Origin of the sequence: Rhodococcus sp. YH3-3, from assembly GCF_001653035.1 — a bacterium.
Classification (GTDB): Bacteria; Actinomycetota; Actinomycetes; order Mycobacteriales; family Mycobacteriaceae; genus Rhodococcus_F; species Rhodococcus_F qingshengii.
In genome coordinates this window covers 2,414,906-2,433,929 of record NZ_BCWH01000001.1, presented here as the reverse complement: position 1 = coordinate 2,433,929, position 19,024 = coordinate 2,414,906, and the positions used below count along the sequence as shown (strand labels likewise).

The following is a 19,024-nucleotide window of genomic DNA, read 5'->3' as shown; positions in this document are numbered from 1 at the left end:
TTACGGGGTAGCGAGTGCGGTTAGACGCTTAGCGGCATGCGGTTTCTCCACTGCGAACGCAGGCACGCAGTACGTCTGGCACCAATGCGATCGCGTTGCCCGCTCGTCGTAAATCTCGACGGTGAGCGGCTTCTCGAAACCAACGGCCCCGAGTTCCCCGGCCTGCACGACGTATGCGGATCCGGCGGCCAAGCGTGCATTGCTCACCAGTTCCAAACCGAACGATTCGAGCACGTCGGCCAAGTCCTTGCCGTACAGGGTTCGCAGCACACGAGCCTCGGCAGGCGAGGTGAGCAGCGTGTCCGGGACGATGCCCAACTCGTCAACCTCGAATGCTTCGAGCGCCTGTGCCAGCGATCCGGTGGGGCGCTCGCTGGGATCCGTCGGGGTCGCGCCGTCGAGAATCGCCGTGTCCCAAGGTGCACTAACCACGAGGTCGTCGACATCGGCCTCGATCACAGCAGCCATGGCAGCCGCGTCGACCTTGGCAACGACGCTGTTGGCGAGCTGCGTCGTCTGGTTGTCGACGTAACTCACGTCGTTGCGATCCTTGTGCTCGTCGAGTATCTGGAAACGGCCACCCCAGTCCTCGACCACTGCCCGCTTGGGTTCGGGCTGTACACCGTCAACCACGGCGTACTCTGCGCCGGGCGAACGCTTCTCGATACCCGAGGCGTACAAATCGGAAGCCTTGGCGACACTGTAAAGAATGCCGCCGCCCTCGACCGGTGCCCCGAGGCTCGTGAAGAACTTGGGCATGAGCAGCTGTGCGTCGGCCAGGTGGGCGATTCGGTCGCGCAGGATCGTCGGCTGTCTCAGGACAACGTCGACCGTCAGCAGGCGGCCTTCGAGATGTGGGATAAGCGGATTGACCATGGGTTGTGTCTCCTAATCAGACGTACAGGTGGATTTCAGCGAGTGCGCCCGAGGCGGCACCGGTCAGCGCGTAGCCGACGGCGCGACCGGCAGCGAGCTTGACGGCCTTACCGGTTGTTCCGACCTCGACCTCGTCGAACGCAGCCAGCACACCGGCGGTGAGGACTCGGACGGTGCCCGCGCGGTGGATGGTGACCAGTTCGCCGGTAGCGGCGTCGTGCGCAGCGACCCCGAACGATCGGCCGGCCGCCGTAGCGGTTGCCACAGCGACGTTGCCGCCGTTGGCAATTCGATTTCCCGACACCGCGACGAACGTCGACTTGGTGACCGGCGCGGTGGCCTGCCCGGTGACGTGCGCCCCGGGCGCGTAAACCTGAATGTCGTTGGCCATGGGCCGTTACCTACTTCCGTTGACGCGGCCACGACGGTTGCGCCGTGCCGCTGCGAGCGCCACAGCCATTGCTGTAGGCGCGTTATCCGTGCGGGTGAATGTGGCGGTGACGGCCTTGGCGGCGACACCGAAATGAGCGGGCAGGTCGGCAATGCTCGTGATGCCAGGGTTGGTAACCCCCAGCAATGCGCAGGCTGTGAGAACGAACGGGTACTTGGTGCCGTCGGCTGCCTCGACCTCGTTAACGCCCTCGACGCTGCGACTCGGGTAGGCCGAGGCCAGAACGTCGGCCAACCACTGCGGCACGCCGACGTAGTCACCGATCAACGATTGGCCGTCAGCGGTCACGCGCAGGTTGTCGATGTAACCAACGGCAGGCTCACCGTCGAACCGTGGGTCGTCATGGCCCAATTTGAGCGGTGGCCGACGCAGCACGCCATTGGCAGCGGCCTCGACAGCCGAGTGCAGCATTTCAGTTGTCACGTCCCACTTGCCCGTCGAGATATCCCAACTACCAACCTTGACGAGCTCGATACCGGGCACGGTGACCAGTTGCGCGTTAGGCATTGGCCACCGTGCCAGCGGTGTCAGCGGCGCAGCCCGTGAGCCCGCTCGGCTGCGATCCGCTCGGCGTCGGCAAGGGAGTAAACCCATCGACCCCCGGCCTTACGCGAAACGAGACGGCCCCGGCGTGCGAGGTCTCGGACGCCGGACGGACTAATGCCGAGGACGGCGGCGGCCTGCCGTGAGTCGATGAATGCATACACGTCAATCTGCGCCGTATCACGCTGTGCACCAACCGGACTGACGTTTGAACTGACGTTTGTCGGTCGAGCACTGACGCGCGCGTTAGCTCGGTCGAGCTCGGCCCGCAAAGCAACGACTCGGTTGCCGAGAGCCCGACCGTCGACACTGCCGCGCAAGTGGCTCGAATAGTCGTCGATCAATCGGACGAGCAACCCAGCATCGGCGGGGTCGAGGTACACGCCGACGAGCGGCTGCGCGCTCAACGGTCACCGCCTGGACGCCGGCCAAGTACCTCGTCGAGCAACACGTCACCATCTGCATACTCAGCCATGAGCGCGCGCTGTGACAGTCGCAGAGTGGCGGCGGCGCTATCCGATTCGGCCAACACGTCGAGAACTGCACGCAGTAAATCCTCGAGGGTGTCGCCGTTCGCAGCTGTCTTGATGATTCGATCAGCGCGCGCGGCGTATTCGGCGGCGGTCTCAGGTAGCTCGGCTGACCGGCGGCCATTGTCTTGGATCAACAGTCGAGCGGCCGCGCGCCGGGTGGTCTCGTTGGTCTCTTTGTCGCTCATTCAGTCACCTCGACGACGAGGCGCACTACGCGCGCCGGGCCGACTTGAACGTGCTCGGCGGCACCGGATCGTATGAGGTTGTCGAGGGCTCGGTGCGCTGCGTCCTGCGTCCACTTGTCACCGGCGGCGGCAAGTCGAATGCGTCTCGCTACCTCGGCCACCGTAAGTCCAGCGGCGTACGTAGTGAGCAGGTCTCGGACGTACAGCTCGGCGGCGTTGTCGAATTGGACGGTGGCCATTGTCAGCGTTATTGCAGTCATGATTTTTGGTGCTCCTTGGTCGGTAGGTGACACGAGCCGCGGGGCATTGCGTGGCTGTGGCGATCGTTGATGCGGGTCCATGAGCTGCCGTCACATGGACCCGTCGAGCTGTCAGGGGCGTTGGTAGCGCGGGCCGTGACCGCGGGTCTTCACTGTCTCGATCGCGCCCGCCGCCACCGTGACCGCAATCGCGTCCAGCAACCACGGGTGCAAACGGGGATCTATCGTGTCGAGAAATCTGGGGACACTCACCGTCTCGTCGGCGGCGTCGACAACTGTCACGACTGCCTCGACAGTCCGGGCCAATCGTTTCGTGTCTCGGTCCTTCGCCATTTCGGTCAGACGCTCGTCGATCGCGCGCCTGTAATTATCGACCACCGTGTACGGCGGGAACAGGCTATCGGTCGTGATTCCCTTTGTGATGGTTGCCATTTCGGTTGATTTCTCCTGCGTCATCGGCGTTCGACTATTTCAGTTTCGACGGCGTAGTGAACGCCGTCCATGGCCCAGGTTCACCGTTCGGCGGCGATTTGTCGGCAGCGGCGAACGGGTTAGGTCCATTCCCCACAGCGGTGAATGTGCGTGCGTCCTCGTCGTAGCGGGTCGTCGACGGCAGGTACCAATACGACCGTGGGATCGACCGCCCGCGCTTGTCGGTGTCCATCTTTGAACCCTTGGCGACTTGTTTCGCGCGCAGTGCCGTCGTCAACGCCCGAGTGATCGTCTTGCCGGCCACGCCCTTGGTGAAGTTTTCGGACACGTACTCGGTAATGTCCGAGGTCGTCGCGAACCCACCGAGCGCTTCGAGTGCAACAAGGGTGTGCTCGGCATTGTCGGTCATCTCGATAACCTCGAACTCGTCGGCGGCGTCGTTCTCGACCAGCTCACGGATCGACTTCCCTGCCGTGCATACGTAGTTCAGTTTCGGCACGGTGCCGTCGGTGTCCTCGGTAGCCTCGGCAACGCGAACCGCTTCGATCACGAACCGGTCTGCCGGTGTGTCACTACGCAGTAGATTCGATTTCTCCGGCCCGACGAGCAAGCCGCCGGGGGTGTCTGGATCCTCGAGCGCAAACAGGTTCATGCGGGCCACCTTGCGAAGCTCACCTGTCACGCCGTAGCGGTCACGAGCACTTGCGGCACGAGTCCGGTTGGTGTGGCAGACGAGAACCACAGCCACATCGTGGTTCTTGGCAAGCTGTGACCACGGGTCGAGTTGCTGCCGCGCCACGGCTGGTTTCTGCACATCGGCCTTGCCGTCGATCGTCGACAACCACATGTCGACAACGACGAGGGCAACCTTGTGCTTTCCGGAATCGAGGTAGTCGGCAATGTCCTCGACCAATGACGCCGGGTTCTCGGGATCAATGTCGTGCGCAGGGATCACCGACGCGTGATCGAGGTCGGCATTGAGCACCCGCAGCCGCTCTTTTGCATCACCGTCGGAATCCTCGGTGACGCAGACAATCACGTCCTCGGGCTCGCGTACGGGCAAACCCATCTCAGGCCACCCCGCACCGCGCGTGAGGGGCGCAGCGAGCATCGCCCAGTAGAGCGACTTACCGATACCCTCGTCGCCCACGAGCGTGCTCACGTGGCCACGTGGCAACCGATGTTTGTAGACCCACCGAGTCGGCGTCGACTCGGGAAGATCCGACATGCGGGTTATCGGGCGGCGTCGACGTTTCGGTGTCAACGTCGGGGTGAACACGTCGAGTCCGTCGACCTTGACGTTGCCGTGCTTGCGTATCTCGGCAGCGATATCGAGACCGAGCGGAACGGGTACCGTCGACGGTTCTGGCTTCGGAGACTTGGCACGTGCCGTGTCGAGACCGAGCCGGGCGCGTATGCCGGCGGTTGCTTCGGCTACCGCAGATTCCTCGTCACTGTCGAGATCCATCGGAATCACAAATGCCAACGGGTGCAGTGCCAACGGAGACCAGTCAACGGATCCCGCGGCGGCCCAACCTTGCGGCACCGACACGGCCAGGATCCCGGCGGCGACAAGTGCGGCAACGGTGTCGGCACCGCCCTCGACGACGTAGACCGTGTGGCGTATCAGTTTCCCGCGCACGGCAACCTTGCCGTATTCGGCCACATTGTCGAGCCCGATCAGGCGTGACACGTTGTGCGCGTTTATGTTAGGGTCACTGACAGAACTCGAATTGCCTTCACGTCCATCGGTGGCCATACCGGTGGGCGTGTTTTCTTTTGCGATCATCCCTTGGCACTGCCACGAAGCAGACCGGTAATTCGCTCGCGCTGCTCGGCTGTCAACGGCGGTGCCTTGGCCAGTTGCGCCGCTATGTGATCTTCGATCCGTGAGGCTGCGAGGTCACGTCTTAGATCCGAAACGTCGGCGTCGGGATGGTGTTGGATGGTTCGACCCAAGGTGCCCGCAATGCTGCGTGATTTCCTCGAGTATGTCGACGTGGCGGACACGGCGAGACTTCCTCGACAGTTTCTTACCAGCGGCACTGTCGGGCCGCGCTCACACTTACTGGTCGGGGAACGGTGTCGGGGCGGTGCAAACGGGTCATCGGGACCTGCACCCATGTGGGGCGTGTGAGTTGAACAATTGCAACGCTATCACATGGGAATCCCGCAAGCTGTTGCGTTACAACACAACTCACGGGTTGTGCTCGACGCATACCGTTGACCCTTTACACCGCTCCCCCGACCGTCGGACCTTGTCACCGATGGACACAGCTTCACGCACAAACATGTCCGTCGGTGTCCCTCGGTTAATGACCTGGTCTTTTGTTATGTCCGTCGGTGATGTCCATCGGTGTCCCTCGGTGTCCATCGGTGCCGGAAAACTGCTCACCGACGGACACCGAGGGACACACCGACGGACATTGCATTTCCCCAGGTAGACCACCGAGGGACACCGACGGACACAAATACGTGCAAGCTGTGTCCAACGGTGGTCGTGTCCATCGGTGCAGAACGCCGTGTCGAACTACTCCGAGGCGGTGTTCCAACCGATACCGACGTACGTCGGGTCGAACCGTCGCAGGCCCTTGGGCGACTTGTGTACGGTCACCGTGATCAGGGCGTCGATTACCTTGCCGCGGATATCCGGTGACAGTTCAGCCCACCGTCGACTCAACTGGTCGCCGGTCAACACGAGGTCGGCAAGCGGTGAAACCATCCGCGCGGCGGCAAGTTCAGCGTCAATGACAGCAATCTTGTCCCTTAGCTCGGACGTGCCACGGCGCAACTGAGAACCGTCGATAGCGCCTTCCGCGAACAACGACGACAACTCGTCTGCCCGTGCCTGTAACCCGTCCCGAGCGATCTGCATGGCGGGTAGATCCCGTTCGGGCTCGTCGAGTACCAACTGTGCGTCGGGTGCTGTCAGTCGACCGATCACGAGGGCGTCAACGTATTCGTCGAGGGCCGCGAGTTGGCGGCGCACATGGTGCTGCGGGCACCGGTACGACCGAACGCCGCCTGTGGCCACGTGCAGGATCAGACGTTGGCCGCACTCACCACATCGGTAGACCCCGCTCCCCTGATGCTTGCGCTCGAACGACACGGCGCTTGTGCGGCTCGGATCGTTGAACAACGCAAGCAACGCGTGGTGTGAGTCCTGGTCGATCAACGGTTTCCAATTACCTGCACCCACGACGCGGCCACGGTGCACGACCAAGGCGGCGTAGCGCGGGTTCGCTAACACTCGTCTCACACTCGTTGCGCGCCACTCGATACCGCCGTGGGTTGTCCGTAGGCCACTTTGGTTCCATTCCCGCGCAACCTGCCGCAACGACGTACCTGCCAACACGTCAGCTGCCGCTGTGGACACAGCCGACGCCTCGGGCTCGTGAGGCTCACCCGATGGTGAGTAGCCGAATGGTCTGCGCGAGGCGCTCCACACGCCTGACGCCGCTTTCTGCTCGTTGGCACGTTTGCGTCGCTCACTCGTGTGTTCGGATTCCTGCCGCGCAATTGCTCCCATGACACTGGCAATCATGCGCCCGGTGGGGGTCGACAAGTCGAAATTTCCACCCCGCACAGTGCGCAATTCGATACCGCCCTCGTCGGCCAAGGTGATCAATCGCTCGAGGTCTTTCATGTTCCGGTGCAATCGGTCGGGGTGCCAGCAGATCAACGCGTCGTACTGCCCGTTCTTCATTCCGTCGAGCATGGCCTCGAAACCCGGCCTGACACGGCCCGAGTAAGCCGAAATGTTGTTGTCCGAAAAGTGTTCTACTACTTCCCAATTCAACGATTCCGCTAGTGCCTGACAGTCCTCGAGCTGACGACTGACGCCGAGCCCTTCGCCGGTCTGGTCACTGGAGATTCGGGTGTAGATCGCTGCGCGCATGGATTCAGCATAAGCGTCCCACTTGACTTACCGTTCCGAGAAAGGTTGCACCACCTTTGAAGTCGATCAGGACGAGGTTCAGTGCGTCGGGAGAGTGGGTCGCGATCAGGCCGAGCACCAAGGTTCGCAGGAACTCCGACTTGCCAGAACCGGTGGCTCCGATACACAGCCCGTGCGGACCCATACCGTTCTCGGCCGACTCCTTCAGATCCAGTTCGACGGGGTTTCCGTCTTGTCCGACACCGATCGGCACGCGGAGTCGGTCGCGTCCCTGACGTGGAAGCCAGCCATGCTCAGGATTGAACCTCGCAATGTTTCCTATCCCCAACATCTGGCTCCACGTCCGAAGGGATCGGTCGTCGTCAGCTGCGTCGACGGCATTCTGCGATGCCGCACGGAACGGTGCGATGCGACGGCCGAACGCCTGCGCCAGGCTCGTCGTCGCAGCGTCAGGCCTCGCAAAGTTCTCAACTCCTGCGCTGCTCACCGCGCCGATCTGATCGCTACTGACGACAAGTCGCAAACCACGCGTCGCCACCAGCCGCGGGCAGAACCCGCACAGGTCGAGGACGGTCACCGAGTCGAGCCCGGATTCGGACAACAGGCCGGTGTCACCTTCGAACAAGCCACCGTCCACGACCAGCACGAGATGCGGAACGCCCGCACTGGCTGGAGTGTTGCGAGCGAATCGAGCACGCATCGAAAGCGGTTCCCCGAGGGAACTTTCGAATTCGAGATACGAACCGAACACCATGCGTGCAGTGCCGGTGGCGTCCTGAGACTGCGGGTGTTGCGCGTGTGGGAGCCACTTGACCCACTCCCACTCGGATTCGGTATCGGGACCGCACACCACCGCAACTTGGAGCGTGTCCGGACCGTGGAATGTGCACAGTTGCATCAACATCGAGCGGACAAGCGCACGAGCGGAATCTCTCTGCCCCTCGATGGACATCGCAGCAAATCCGCGAAGCGAGACGGCGGTCGGCAGGTCCTGCACAACCGAATGTGCACGGACGAATCGCCGAAGTGAGACAGCAGCGACGGGTTCGAGATCCTCGACCGGCCCGGTCTCCGGAGACACGAGTCTGGTGGCCAATCGCTGTGTACCCAGACCTACCCGAACGTGGCAGTAGTCCGAGTCGGTGATCTGACGCTCCCACATCCGCACAGTCCCGGCCAGTGTCCAGAGCAGCGACGGCTCGGGATTGCTCCACTCGAGAGCAGCACGCTGCGCACCAGTCGTCGCAGCAACATCACTACGCATCTGATCCAGGTACCGGAGGTAGTCCTTGCGGTCCTCGTTCGCCTCGGACGCTCTTGCTCCACCGCTACGACCGCCCCCGGCGAGCATTCCGAGCATCGACACCATCATCATGACCGGAAACAGCAGGGACATCGGATTGCGCGCCATGCCGGAAGAGAACATCAGCGCCACCATGCCGATCATGGCAACCACCATGATCACCGGAAGTAGTTTGGTCAGTAGGTTTCCCGGCGTGACGCGAGGTATCTCCGGTGGGGCCTGAAGCGTCACCTCGCCGCCCGGTGTGCGCGGCGATTCACGGCGTGCTCGACGCGCAAATCTGACAGTGCTCAATTCACCCACCCCCATCGGTGCTGCAGCTGTTGCCGCCAGGCGCCTCGTCCGACTACCGCCGGCCCCCCAAGGCGTACTCGCGCAATTGCAAGAGAGTAGATCACAACACCGACACTCGGGTCGGTGCCACCTGTTGTCGGCGCTGTCTCCGATACGGGCACGCAGTTCATGTCGTATTGTTCGGGTGAACTGGGGTGACGCGAAGGGGGAATCGCGTCATGGGAGGGGACAGATCTTGACCAGCACCACTACAACCAGCGCTGCGAACACCGGAAACGGACGAGGCGCGAGTCATTCTGCCGAACTGTGCAGGTTGACGGTACTTTCAGCCCATTCGCAGGTGGATCTTGCGGTGCCGCTTCGTGTTCCACTCACCGTGGTCATTCCGGGCATTGTGGACACAATTGTCAACCACAGCAATTTCAACGAGTTCGACCACACCACTGAACAATTCGAGCCCGTCGACTGGACTCTGTCGAAAGTCGGCAGGGCACCGCTGGCACCGACGCTGTCGCTGCACGAGCACGGAATCCGCGATGGAGAATTGCTCGTACTCGAGGCCTCGGACACCGCTGCCCCGCCCCCACTCTTCGACGACATCATGTACACCGTCGCGGCCACGGATGCGGACGTCTACCGACGCTGGACTCCGGTCACCGCGCGCATTGTCGGCTCGACCGCCGCCCTCGTCGCTGCGCTCGTCGCGGCCCTCGCCCTGGTCCTCGGCGACACGGGACTGATCGGCGCCGTCTGCGGCGGAGTGACGTCTTTGGTGCTCACCGTCGCCGCCGTCGTGGCAGCGCGGGTGTACGGAGACTCTGGAAGTTCCGTCACGCTCGGATGCGCTTCGGTGCCACTGGCGTTCGTCTCCGGCGCACTCTGCGTGCCCGGCACTGTTCTTTCGGCTCATCTGCTTCTCGGTTCGGCATCTGCCGCTGCGGTAACTCTGATCTGCTTCCGCTTGTGCGGCGCCGGATTAGCTGTCTTCACAGCACTTCTCGTCGTCCTTCTCGCGGCGGTGGGCACCTTTGCCGTCACTACCACGCTTCCCGAGGCGCGCACCGCGACCGTCAGCGGCGCGGTGATTGCCGCCGCATTGATCGTTCTCACGTTCACCGCTCGACTGTCGATGTTGTTCGCGCGACTACCGCTTCCTCCTGTTCCGACGCCGAGTAATCCCCTCGACGACGACCGCGACGGACTGCCCGAACCCGAACTACCCGGGCTGACCGAGTTGGCGGAAAGGGCAGGGCGGGCGCGTAGCTATCTGACCGGGCTGATCGTGGCCACGTCAGTGGTCGCGCTCGTCGCTGCCGTCGCACTCGCGTGGTCCTGGCCTGGTCAGGGGATCGTCTGGCCGAATCTTGCTCTCGCATTCGCGACGGCCGTCGTGCTGATGTTTCGCGGGCGCACCTACGCGGGCGCACAGCAGGCTGTGCCACTCATCGCGGCAGGCATCTCGGTGATTCTCGTTCTCCTGGGCGACATGGCATGGACCCATCGCGACCATGCATTGGTCGTCTTCGCCATCACGATGACCGTTCTCCTCCTGGCACTGGTTCTGGGAATCCTCGCCCCCCAGAACACATTCAGCCCCGTGATGCGACGCGCTGCCGAGCTGTTGGACCTCGCTGCGATTGCAGCAATCGTTCCGCTGATCTGCTGGGTCAGTGGCCTCTTCGCGCTCATGCGTGGCCTCTGAGCGATCGGTGATCGATGGTGATTCGACGTGCAACAAACATCTGCGCCAGTCTCGTGATCGTTGCCTTCAGCATTCTCGCCGGGGCAGGTGGCGCATCGAGCGCGGTTCCCTCCCCCATCGATCCTGCAATGCTGCCCGAGGACGGTCCGCCTGCACCTCCACAACCCACCGAACAACGAACCCTGTGCGTCCCAGCCGTGGCAGGTGGTGACGGTGCGGACATTCCACGTTCTCAACGAGATCTGGGATTCGATTCTGTGTGGCCGATCACCAGAGGGGCAGGACAGCGAATTGCTGTCATCGACACCGGTGTCAGCAGACATCCCCGGCTGCCATCGCTCGACGGCGGCGGTGATTACGTCGGTACCTCCGACGGCACCGACGATTGTGACGCACACGGAACTGTCGTGGCCGGTCTCATCGCCGCCCAGCAAGTCGAGGGTTCCGGATTCTCCGGAGCTGCGCCTGACGCACAGATAATTTCGATCAGGCAGTCCAGTGCCGCCTTCTCGGTGGCCGGCCAACGCGAAGACCCTGCTGTAGCCGAGAACTCATCCGGGTACGGAAACGTCGACACCATGGCATCGGCCGTCCGTCACGCTGCGGACATGGGTGCAAGCGTCATCAACATCTCCGAAGTCGCCTGCAAGCCTGCCGGGGACGGGATCAACGACCAACGACTCGGCGCTGCAATCGAATACGCCACGATCGCGAAGAACGTCGTAGTCGTCGCAGCTGCAGGTAACGTCGGATCCGGAGGTTGCAAGAACCAGAATCCGCCGCCGGATCCCGTCGACCCCTTAGCCGATCCATGGAACTCGGTTGCGACGATTGCCAGTCCGGCTTGGTACGACGACTATGTCCTCACGGTCGGGTCGGTAGACCCCAATGGCGCCGCCAGTTCCTTCAGCCTCGGCGGTCCGTGGGTCGACGTGGCGGCGCCCGGCACCGGAATCACCTCACTTCACCCGACGTCGCCCGGTCTGACCAACGGGGTGTACGGCTCCGACGGCGCCGTACAGTCGTTCAACGGGACCAGTTTCGCTGCGCCCTTTGTCGCGGCGACCGCCGCACTGGTCCGGTCGGTTCACCCGGAACTGACGGCGCTTCAGGTCATGCAACGTATCGAAGCCACCGCCCACGCTCCGGCGCAGGGTTGGAATCCCTACGTCGGTCACGGCGTCATCGATCCACTTGCGGCAGTGACGGGCGAATTGGCCCCAGGAGAACGCGTCAAGGTCAACCATCAGTCGGTGTCGATCGATCCCCTACCCACGCCGCCGACCCCCGACAACCGATCTCGCGACACGGCACTCGTCGGAGCCGGAACGGTCGGCACCCTCGCCCTACTGACGCTGTTGGCATCGATGCCTCTTCGTCGAGTAATTCGTCGGCATCTTCCCGAACGCCAGAACATCGATCCCTGAACCGTCAGCAGGGTTCAGTTCACCGGAGCGGCCGGCGCTGTATCGGGGGCGATTCCGTCGTGAGCTATCAGTGCATTGCTCTTCTCGAGCGCGGGACCTGATGCAAGTAGGTCGAGCATCTGCCAAGGCGCGCGATCAGGCGTTCGCGTCAATCCGAGCGCGCGAGCGGAGATTTCGTCCGGTACGCCGTACTTCACACCGGTATCGGCTACGTAGAACACTCCGTCGCGCCTGGTGCTGTTCGTCTCGATTCCGGTCGCTTGAACAAATCCGCCGAATCCCTGTTCGACATGGACGTTGTCGAGATTGTCACCCGATCCGTCCGCCTGCGCCAAGGACACCAACTTGCCACCCTCCGGGATCGGAACCTGCAATCCAGCGACAAGTTTCAGCGTTGCAGAACTACTTTCGGCGCCCTCGACTGCAGGTGAGGGAGCCCATTCCAGACAGCCGACAGGTGCGCCGTGATCATCGACGATCTCCGGAACCACCCGCGGCAACAAGTCGACGGCCAGCTCACTCACCGAGGGAATACGACTGATGGCATCAGGGGTGACGCTCGCGATCCCGGTGGCGCCCTGCGAATCCGAGAAGTAGATCAGTTGGGCGAGCGCCGCACCGATCCTCTGGATCCCGTTCTCGAGTACCACGTAGTACTGCGGGTCCGCACCCACCGAAACCTGGACGACGGAGCCGACAGTCTTGTTCTGCAGAGGAAACCGGGGCGCCGATCCCAGTTGGCGGATTCGCGGAGCCTCGATGCGCGGAACTTCGGGAATCGAATTGAGGAATCCGATACTGATCGGTCGCGCCTGTGCTCCTTCCAGGCCCAAAGCCCGCATGATCGCCGGATCGTCCACATCGATTTCCGCTCGCTTCCCGTCGTACACGAGAAAGTGATCGGAACCCGACTTCACCAGGAATGCACGGTCATTCGTCAGATATGTCGTGTTTTCGCCGACGTTGGACGAGCCGACCAGGACCGAAGTCGTCAACGATTTTCTCCCGTCGGATCCGACGGAATCGCACACCGTCCACGCGGCGTTGGTAGGGTCGGCCGATTCCGGCAGCGCGGACGGTGCGCCGGGAATGCCGACGAGCGCGCCCCGGGGTTTCGCCTCGACCTCGGATGCCTTGACTATTGCCGGTTTTCCTGGCGAACCCAGAATCAGTCGTGCGGAGGCCAAGTTCAGCACAGGGCGAAACGTACCCTCCATGGCGACGAACATCGCGCCCGATTCCTTTGCAACGACGATCTCTGCATCGCCGATTCTGTCCTGTGGCCGAAACAGAGCGAGTACAGCGCAACCCGCCAATCCCAGTGCAGCGAGGACTATTCCGACGGTGAACGCGCGCGACTGTGATCGCATCGGATCGTGAAGCATCCGCACGTCTCGTCTGACCAGCGCATGTTCCATCCGCCTGACCAAGAATCGGTACCCGTTGACCTGCCAGCGCGTGGTAGGTGTCGCAGCCATCATTCCCCCCGTGCCTTACATCCCCTTGCGAAGACACAGTACAGTTCCGCTGGGGCGGAAATTTTCGGGTAGTTCGCAGGTCAGGTATCGGGGAGGAACCGTGGACCGATCGCGGTTGAAGCATTGGCCGTCGTCACACAGGATTTCGACGCGCGAGTTCGTGCCGGCACAGATTTTCGGAATCGGTGCGGGCGGAATCGCGATGGCCAGTGGGCTCGATTGGTTCTGGGCGCTGGCAATCGGTTGTGTGGTTGCCGGATCAATGCTGCTTCATGTGGGCGGTTGGTCGGTAATGTCCTGGATTGTCAGGTACTTTCGCTATCTGCACCGCAAGGACGTCGACCGCAGCACGATCGTCAGTTTTCACACTCCCTCCGAGCAGTCCATCGGGCTCCGAGTGGACGGATCTTCGCTCGTCGCTGTCGTCGAGATCGCTCCCCCACGCGACTACCTGACCAGGATCGGCCGTCATTCGTTCGACGCTTCCCACCTTCTGCCCACGGCAGCCCTCGCCAATTGTCTCCATCAGCACGACATCTCACTCACTGGCATCGACATCGTCAGTCACGGATACCGCGCCGCGTCGGGAACGCCTGCCACCGAAGTCTACGAACGTCTCATCGGACCACTACCAGCCACCGCCACCAGAAGTGTTTGGCTTGCACTACGTTTCGACGCGCTGGAGGGTGGTGCAGCAGTCGAACGCCGGGGCGGGGGCGAACAGGGCGCCGGCCGCGCGATAGCTGTTGCCGCCAATCGTGTCATCCGGGTGCTCGATTCAGCGGGGTGCAAGGCGCGGATCCTGACCGCACCGGAGATCGCGTCGTCCACTGCCCAGGTGACAAGAGGAGTGGCCGGCCACGAGGTCACCGAAACGTGGCGAAGTACCCCCTTGCCTGGCGTGTCCAACGTCGGATTTGGGATCGAACCCCGTTTCATCACCACTGCGACCCTGACCCGAGTGTGGGCAGTGGCAACGGTCGGGACGTCCGTGACAATTCGGTTACGACCCACCGGACAACGCGGAGAGGCGAAGGTCAGTGCGACATGTCGCTTCACCACGCGCAATCCACCTGAGAACGCACCGCTGGCCGGTTTGGTCTCGCTACGTGGGCGCCAGCGCGACGGATTGCTGACCAACTTGCCAACCGCATTGGCCGCGCTGGACGGCATCACGCCGGGCGTTCGCATGGACGGGGGCACACTCGACTCACTCGCTCTACCCCTTGCCGGGTGCGGCCAACTCATCGGCTCGGACCGAAACGGGCACGGTGTCGCGGCCAGAATTTCGGGGCCGGGCGTCAACACCGTTCTTGTCGCCGGCGAACTCTATCTGGCTCAGCAGTTGATCTTTCGAGCCATCGCGACCGGCGCACTGGTACTCGTCCACACCGATCGACCGCAAGCGTGGACCGCGCTCACCGACTCGATGGGAGTGCCTGACCGACTCCGCGTGTCCGGGCAGGGCGGTGGGCCTGAGGGCGCCTTCAACACTGTCGTATTCGACGGCGTCGAGGGGTTATCTCCGCGTGCCGGCGTGACCGCAATCTATGTGTACGGACATCCACGCCAATGGCCTCGGATCGACCCTGAAATCTCGATAGTCCAGCCATTCGCACTCGGTGACAAGATCACGGTCGAAACCGGCCGTACACGCGTCGACCTGACTCTGGTGACCATCGCTTCCGAGACATCGTTCATCGGCCGTCCACGAGCCGGCGACGCTCACCAGATGGCGTGATCACGTATGTCCAAGATCAGCCGGGATAGGGATCACTTGCACGTTGCATCCGCAATCCGCTTCCCCACCAATCCAATTCACGAATCATCTTCTCGCTTGCATCGATCGCAATCGAATCGACGCCGTACGGCTCGTGTCCGAATTGCTTACGCACCCGGTGGATGGTCACGCTTTGACGCACCGAGACCATGTGCAACTCCGCCACCACTTGCCTCAGTTGCTCGACGGCCCGAACACCACCTGAAATCCCGCCGTAGGACACGAATCCGATCGGCTTGGCACGCCACTCGTGTTTCACCGAATCGAATGCGGTCTTGAGAGCAGCCGGATACCCGTGGTTGTATTCGGAGGTCACGGCGACAACAGCGTCGGCGCGCCCGATTCGCCGGCGGAAAACCTCCGTGGCAGGTGAATCCGAGAAATCCTGGGGCAACGACAGCTCTCTGAGGTCGATCACCGATACGTTCCACGACGGGTTCGCGGTTGCGCGCTCGACAAACCAGTCCGCCACTGCTCGTCCCATTCGCCCCTCGCGGACCGAACCTACGATGACTTCGACGTTCAAAGGTGCCATGAACGTCGATGCTAGCGACTGATCACGCAGTGATCCCGTCCGTGATGAGTGCTGCCAGTTCCCGATAAGCGCTGGCATCGTCCAGACCAGTTGCCCGGTAGACCGCGCGTTGCTGGATCCGAACCATCGTCGCCGCAGCGGCATCGGCGACAAATGATGCGTGTACCTGCCGGAATGCGCCCGAATCGACTCCCTCGACGATGAGCGATCGCACACGATCAGCAGCGATCGACGTGTTCTTCTCGTAGACCTGGCTCGCCGACACCGATTCGGCCAGGTCTTCCATGAACTGACTGGACGCCGCGGACAGCCGATCACCCACTGCTTCGAGATACACCGCGACTCGACGAGGCGGGGCCGTTTCGGCGGCGACTGCACTCTCCACTGCATCGGTCGCCGCCCGGAAGAAGTGCACTGTCACAGCCCGCACCAGATCCTCTTTGCCGGCCGCCACGGTGTACAAGGTGCTCTTGGAGCAGTGCAGACGAGCTGAGATCTCGTCGAGCGTGAGGTGGGCGAAACCCTCGCTCAAGAACAGTTCGACCAATTGATCGAACAACTCTGCCCTGCGCGCAGTCGTCTTGTGAACCAGCCTTGCCATACCTACAACAGTACTGCAGTATCGTTCTCAGTACTATTACCTAGCTAGGAGCCGACCGTGCCCGTCGAACGCCTGATGCCCAGCCAAGAAGCTCGCGATCTCATCGAACTGACGCGTGATGTCGCGGACAAGGTACTCGCGCCCAAGGTCAACGAATACGAGAAGGCCGAGAAGTATCCAGACGGAGTGTTCCCCGCACTCGGACAGGCGGGTCTGCTGAGCCTTCCGTATCCCGAGGAGTTCGGCGGCGGCGATCAGCCGTACGAGGTGTACCTCCAAGTGCTCGAAGAGATCGCCTCACGCTGGGCAGCGGTTGCAGTGGCGGTGAGCGTGCACAGCCTGTCGTGCTTCCCGCTGTTCACCTTCGGCACCGACGAACAGAAGAACCGCTGGCTACCGGACATGCTGGGCGGCAACACCATCGGCGCGTACAGCCTTTCCGAAGCGCAGGCCGGGTCCGACGCCGCCGCGTTGTCGTGCAAGGCGACGCCCACCGACGGTGGCTACCGCGTCAACGGTTCGAAAGCCTGGATCACCAACGGCGGCAAGGCGGACTTCTACAACCTCTTCGCACGCACCAGTGACGACGGTTCACGCGGCGTCTCCTGCCTCCTGGTGGACAAGGACACCGAAGGCCTCAGCTTCGGAAAACCCGAAGAGAAGATGGGGCTACGCGCGGTCCCCACTGCCTCCGCGAACTACGACGACGCCTTCATTCCTGAGGAGCGATTGATCGGTCAGCGCGGCCAGGGGCTGCCGATTGCCTTCAGCGCTCTCGACTCCGGCCGACTCGGAATCGCTGCCGTTGCCGTCGGAATCGCTCAAGGCGCGCTCGACGACGCGGTCGCTTACGCGAAGGAGCGCAAGGCATTCGGCAAGCGGATCATCGATCACCAGGGACTCGGTTTCGTGCTCGCGGACATGGCTGCCGCAGTCGACTCCGCGCGAGCCACCTACCTCGATGCAGCCCGCCGCCGCGACGCCGGAGTTCCGTATTCACGCAACGCGAGCGTCGCCAAGCTCGTGGCCACCGACGCGGCAATGAAGGTCACCACCGACGCCGTTCAGGTATTCGGTGGGTACGGATACACCCAGGACTTCCCCGTCGAGCGCTACATGCGCGAGGCCAAGATCACGCAGATCTTCGAGGGCACCAACCAGATTCAGCGATTGGTCATCGCGCGCCAACTGGCGGGATAGCCCCCCGATACGAATGCCCTCCCACACAGAGTGGGAGGGCATTTTGCATGGTGAAGTTCAGTCGCCGCAGCATCCACCCGAAGACGGAATCTCGCGGGTCTCACGGGTAATCGCGTTGCGGGCAGCCAGTTCCGAGTAGTCGGGGTAGTCCACGCGGACCAACGAAAGTCCGTGCGCCGGCGCAACGAGGATGGAACTGGACCGCGAAGTTTCGTCGAGCAAACCTGCCACCCAGTCGGCGGTGCGCCGTCCCTCACCGACGGAGAGGACTGCGCCGACAAGACTGCGAACCATCGACCAGCAGAACGCATCGGCATTCACGTACGCCGTGAACACCGTGCCCTCTTGGGTCCAGTCGAAACGCTGCAGCTCCCGCACCGTCGTGGCGCCTTCTCGACGCTTGCAGAATGCCGCGAAGTTGTGCAGACCCAGCAGCCGATTCGACGCTTCCTGCATCGCTCCGAGATCGAGTGGTTTGGGATACGAGACGGTGTCGCGTGCGCGTAGTGGCTCCACTCCGAACGCCGCGTTGGTCACCCGGTACTCGTAATAACGTCGCATCGCGGAGAAGCGCGCATCGAAGTCACCCGGAACCACCGATATCTGTTTGACCCGAACGTCCTTGGGCAGAAATCGTGCAAGTCTGCGCACGAGTCGCGACGGATCGTCCGGGAGCAACTCTCCCGGAACGTCGACGTGCGCTACCTGACCGGTGGCGTGGACACCGGCGTCGGTTCGACCGGCAACGGTCAACTGAACCGGGTGTCGAAGCACCGTTCCCAACTTGTCTTCGATCTCACCGCACACGGTGCGCAGATCGGTCTGGCGGGCCCAACCCGAGAAGTCGGTGCCGTCGTAGGAGATGTCGAGCCGCAATCGAACGAGCCCGCCGTCCCCGATGGGGGCGGCGGGCTCGTTCGATTCAGCGTGTGCCGAAACCAAGGGAGACTAGTCCTTCTTGGCCTCTTCGGCCTCGGGAGCGTCGGCCGCAGTTGCGGTCTCGTCCTCGATGGCCTCGACCACTGCGTCAGCGTTCTCGACCTCAGCGTCGGTCGCGTCGGCCTCTACGGCCTCTACGACGTTCTCTGCGGCGGGAGCTTCCTGCGAGGACTTGACGCGACGAGCGCGGTCAGCCTCGGAGGTGACGGTCTTTTCCTTGACGAGCTCGATGATTGCCATCGGAGCGTTATCACCCTTGCGGGGGATCGTCTTGATGATGCGGGTGTATCCACCGTTACGGTCCGCGTAGAACGGGCCGATCTCGGCGAACAGGGTGTGAACGACATCCTTGTTGCGGATGACCTTCAGCACCTCACGACGGTGAGCCAGCGTGCCGGCCTTTGCGTGCGTGACGAGCTTCTCGGCGTAGGGGCGCAATGCCTTGGCCTTGGACTCGGTGGTGGTGATGCGACCGTGCTCGAAGAGCGCGGTAGCCAGATTGGCGAAAATCGCCTTCTGGTGGGAAGCCGACCCGCCGAAGCGGGCACCCTTCTTGGGCTTGGGCATGATGATCTCCTAGTAAAGGA

19 protein-coding genes and 1 pseudogene are annotated in these 19,024 nt (G+C 62.6%); 4 read left to right on the top strand and 16 right to left on the bottom strand.

Annotated elements, in window-relative coordinates; translation table 11 throughout:
- The 11 genes and pseudogenes from YH3_RS11320 to eccCa all read right to left on the bottom strand — a co-directional run.
- Positions 1–876, bottom strand: a complete 876-nt coding sequence (locus YH3_RS11320) for a major capsid protein (RefSeq protein ID WP_064443358.1) — start codon at positions 874–876, stop codon at positions 1–3.
- Positions 877–892: 16 nt separating this feature from the next.
- Entirely contained in the window at positions 893–1,267 is a 375-nt protein-coding gene (locus YH3_RS11315; RefSeq protein WP_064443357.1) for a capsid cement protein, read from the bottom strand.
- A gap of 6 nt (positions 1,268–1,273) precedes the next feature.
- A complete protein-coding gene (locus YH3_RS11310) occupies positions 1,274–1,834 on the bottom strand; it encodes a hypothetical protein (RefSeq protein ID WP_064443356.1) in 561 nt (186 codons plus the stop codon).
- A gap of 20 nt (positions 1,835–1,854) precedes the next feature.
- Positions 1,855–2,277 (bottom strand): helix-turn-helix domain-containing protein, encoded by a 423-nt coding sequence (locus YH3_RS11305; RefSeq protein ID WP_064443355.1) that lies wholly within the window; start codon positions 2,275–2,277, stop codon positions 1,855–1,857.
- A complete protein-coding gene (locus YH3_RS11300) occupies positions 2,274–2,588 on the bottom strand; it encodes a hypothetical protein (RefSeq protein WP_064443354.1) in 315 nt (104 codons plus the stop codon). Before YH3_RS11300 ends, YH3_RS11305 begins: the two co-directional genes overlap by 4 nt.
- On the bottom strand, positions 2,585–2,848 hold the full coding sequence (locus tag YH3_RS11295) for a hypothetical protein (RefSeq protein WP_064443353.1): 264 nt from the start codon (positions 2,846–2,848) through the stop codon (positions 2,585–2,587). Before YH3_RS11295 ends, YH3_RS11300 begins: the two co-directional genes overlap by 4 nt.
- A 111-nt stretch (positions 2,849–2,959) precedes the next feature.
- Positions 2,960–3,280, bottom strand: a complete 321-nt coding sequence (locus YH3_RS11290; protein WP_154100290.1) for a hypothetical protein — start codon at positions 3,278–3,280, stop codon at positions 2,960–2,962.
- A gap of 34 nt (positions 3,281–3,314) precedes the next feature.
- Positions 3,315–4,973: an AAA family ATPase gene (locus tag YH3_RS11285; protein WP_193777155.1), complete on the bottom strand. Its 1,659-nt coding sequence runs from the start codon at positions 4,971–4,973 to the stop codon at positions 3,315–3,317.
- Between the two features lie 92 nt (positions 4,974–5,065).
- Entirely contained in the window at positions 5,066–5,290 is a 225-nt protein-coding gene (locus YH3_RS11280; protein WP_064443350.1) for a hypothetical protein, read from the bottom strand.
- A gap of 520 nt (positions 5,291–5,810) precedes the next feature.
- Positions 5,811–7,178 carry a recombinase family protein gene (locus YH3_RS11275; protein ID WP_064443349.1) on the bottom strand — a complete coding sequence of 456 codons (1,368 nt, stop codon included), beginning with the start codon at positions 7,176–7,178 and terminating at the stop codon, positions 5,811–5,813.
- Positions 7,179–7,212: 34 nt separating this feature from the next.
- Positions 7,213–8,775: pseudogene (eccCa, locus tag YH3_RS11270) on the bottom strand (type VII secretion protein EccCa); the annotation flags it as partial.
- 235 nt (positions 8,776–9,010) lie between these two features.
- On the opposite strand from eccCa, the gene eccD reads away from it, so the two are divergent.
- Both eccD and mycP read left to right on the top strand, forming a co-directional pair.
- Complete coding sequence (gene eccD / locus YH3_RS11265) at positions 9,011–10,477, top strand: type VII secretion integral membrane protein EccD (RefSeq protein WP_007728587.1); 1,467 nt, start codon at positions 9,011–9,013, stop codon at positions 10,475–10,477.
- A 14-nt stretch (positions 10,478–10,491) separates the two neighbouring features.
- Positions 10,492–11,904, top strand: a complete 1,413-nt coding sequence (gene mycP / locus YH3_RS11260) for a type VII secretion-associated serine protease mycosin (protein ID WP_052959915.1) — start codon at positions 10,492–10,494, stop codon at positions 11,902–11,904.
- Positions 11,905–11,918: 14 nt separating this feature from the next.
- On the opposite strand, the gene eccB is transcribed toward mycP, so the two are convergent.
- Positions 11,919–13,385 (bottom strand): type VII secretion protein EccB, encoded by a 1,467-nt coding sequence (gene eccB / locus YH3_RS11255; protein ID WP_080961144.1) that lies wholly within the window; start codon positions 13,383–13,385, stop codon positions 11,919–11,921.
- Between the two features lie 97 nt (positions 13,386–13,482).
- On the opposite strand from eccB, the gene eccE reads away from it, so the two are divergent.
- Complete coding sequence (gene eccE / locus YH3_RS11250) at positions 13,483–15,123, top strand: type VII secretion protein EccE (protein WP_007728584.1); 1,641 nt, start codon at positions 13,483–13,485, stop codon at positions 15,121–15,123.
- Positions 15,124–15,139: 16 nt separating this feature from the next.
- On the opposite strand, the gene YH3_RS11245 is transcribed toward eccE, so the two are convergent.
- Both YH3_RS11245 and YH3_RS11240 read right to left on the bottom strand, forming a co-directional pair.
- A complete protein-coding gene (locus YH3_RS11245) occupies positions 15,140–15,697 on the bottom strand; it encodes an NADPH-dependent FMN reductase (protein WP_003940967.1) in 558 nt (185 codons plus the stop codon).
- 22 nt (positions 15,698–15,719) lie between these two features.
- Complete coding sequence (locus YH3_RS11240) at positions 15,720–16,298, bottom strand: TetR/AcrR family transcriptional regulator (RefSeq protein WP_007728583.1); 579 nt, start codon at positions 16,296–16,298, stop codon at positions 15,720–15,722.
- A gap of 57 nt (positions 16,299–16,355) precedes the next feature.
- On the opposite strand from YH3_RS11240, the gene YH3_RS11235 reads away from it, so the two are divergent.
- Positions 16,356–17,498, top strand: coding sequence for an acyl-CoA dehydrogenase family protein (locus YH3_RS11235; protein ID WP_007728582.1), 1,143 nt, complete (start codon positions 16,356–16,358; stop codon positions 17,496–17,498).
- A gap of 57 nt (positions 17,499–17,555) precedes the next feature.
- Here the strand turns inward: YH3_RS11235 and truA are convergent, their stop codons facing one another.
- Both truA and rplQ read right to left on the bottom strand, forming a co-directional pair.
- Complete coding sequence (truA, locus tag YH3_RS11230; RefSeq protein WP_007728581.1) at positions 17,556–18,440, bottom strand: tRNA pseudouridine(38-40) synthase TruA; 885 nt, start codon at positions 18,438–18,440, stop codon at positions 17,556–17,558.
- A 6-nt stretch (positions 18,441–18,446) separates the two neighbouring features.
- Positions 18,447–19,004 (bottom strand): 50S ribosomal protein L17, encoded by a 558-nt coding sequence (gene rplQ / locus YH3_RS11225; RefSeq protein WP_007728580.1) that lies wholly within the window; start codon positions 19,002–19,004, stop codon positions 18,447–18,449.
- Between the last annotated feature and the right edge of the window lie 20 nt (positions 19,005–19,024).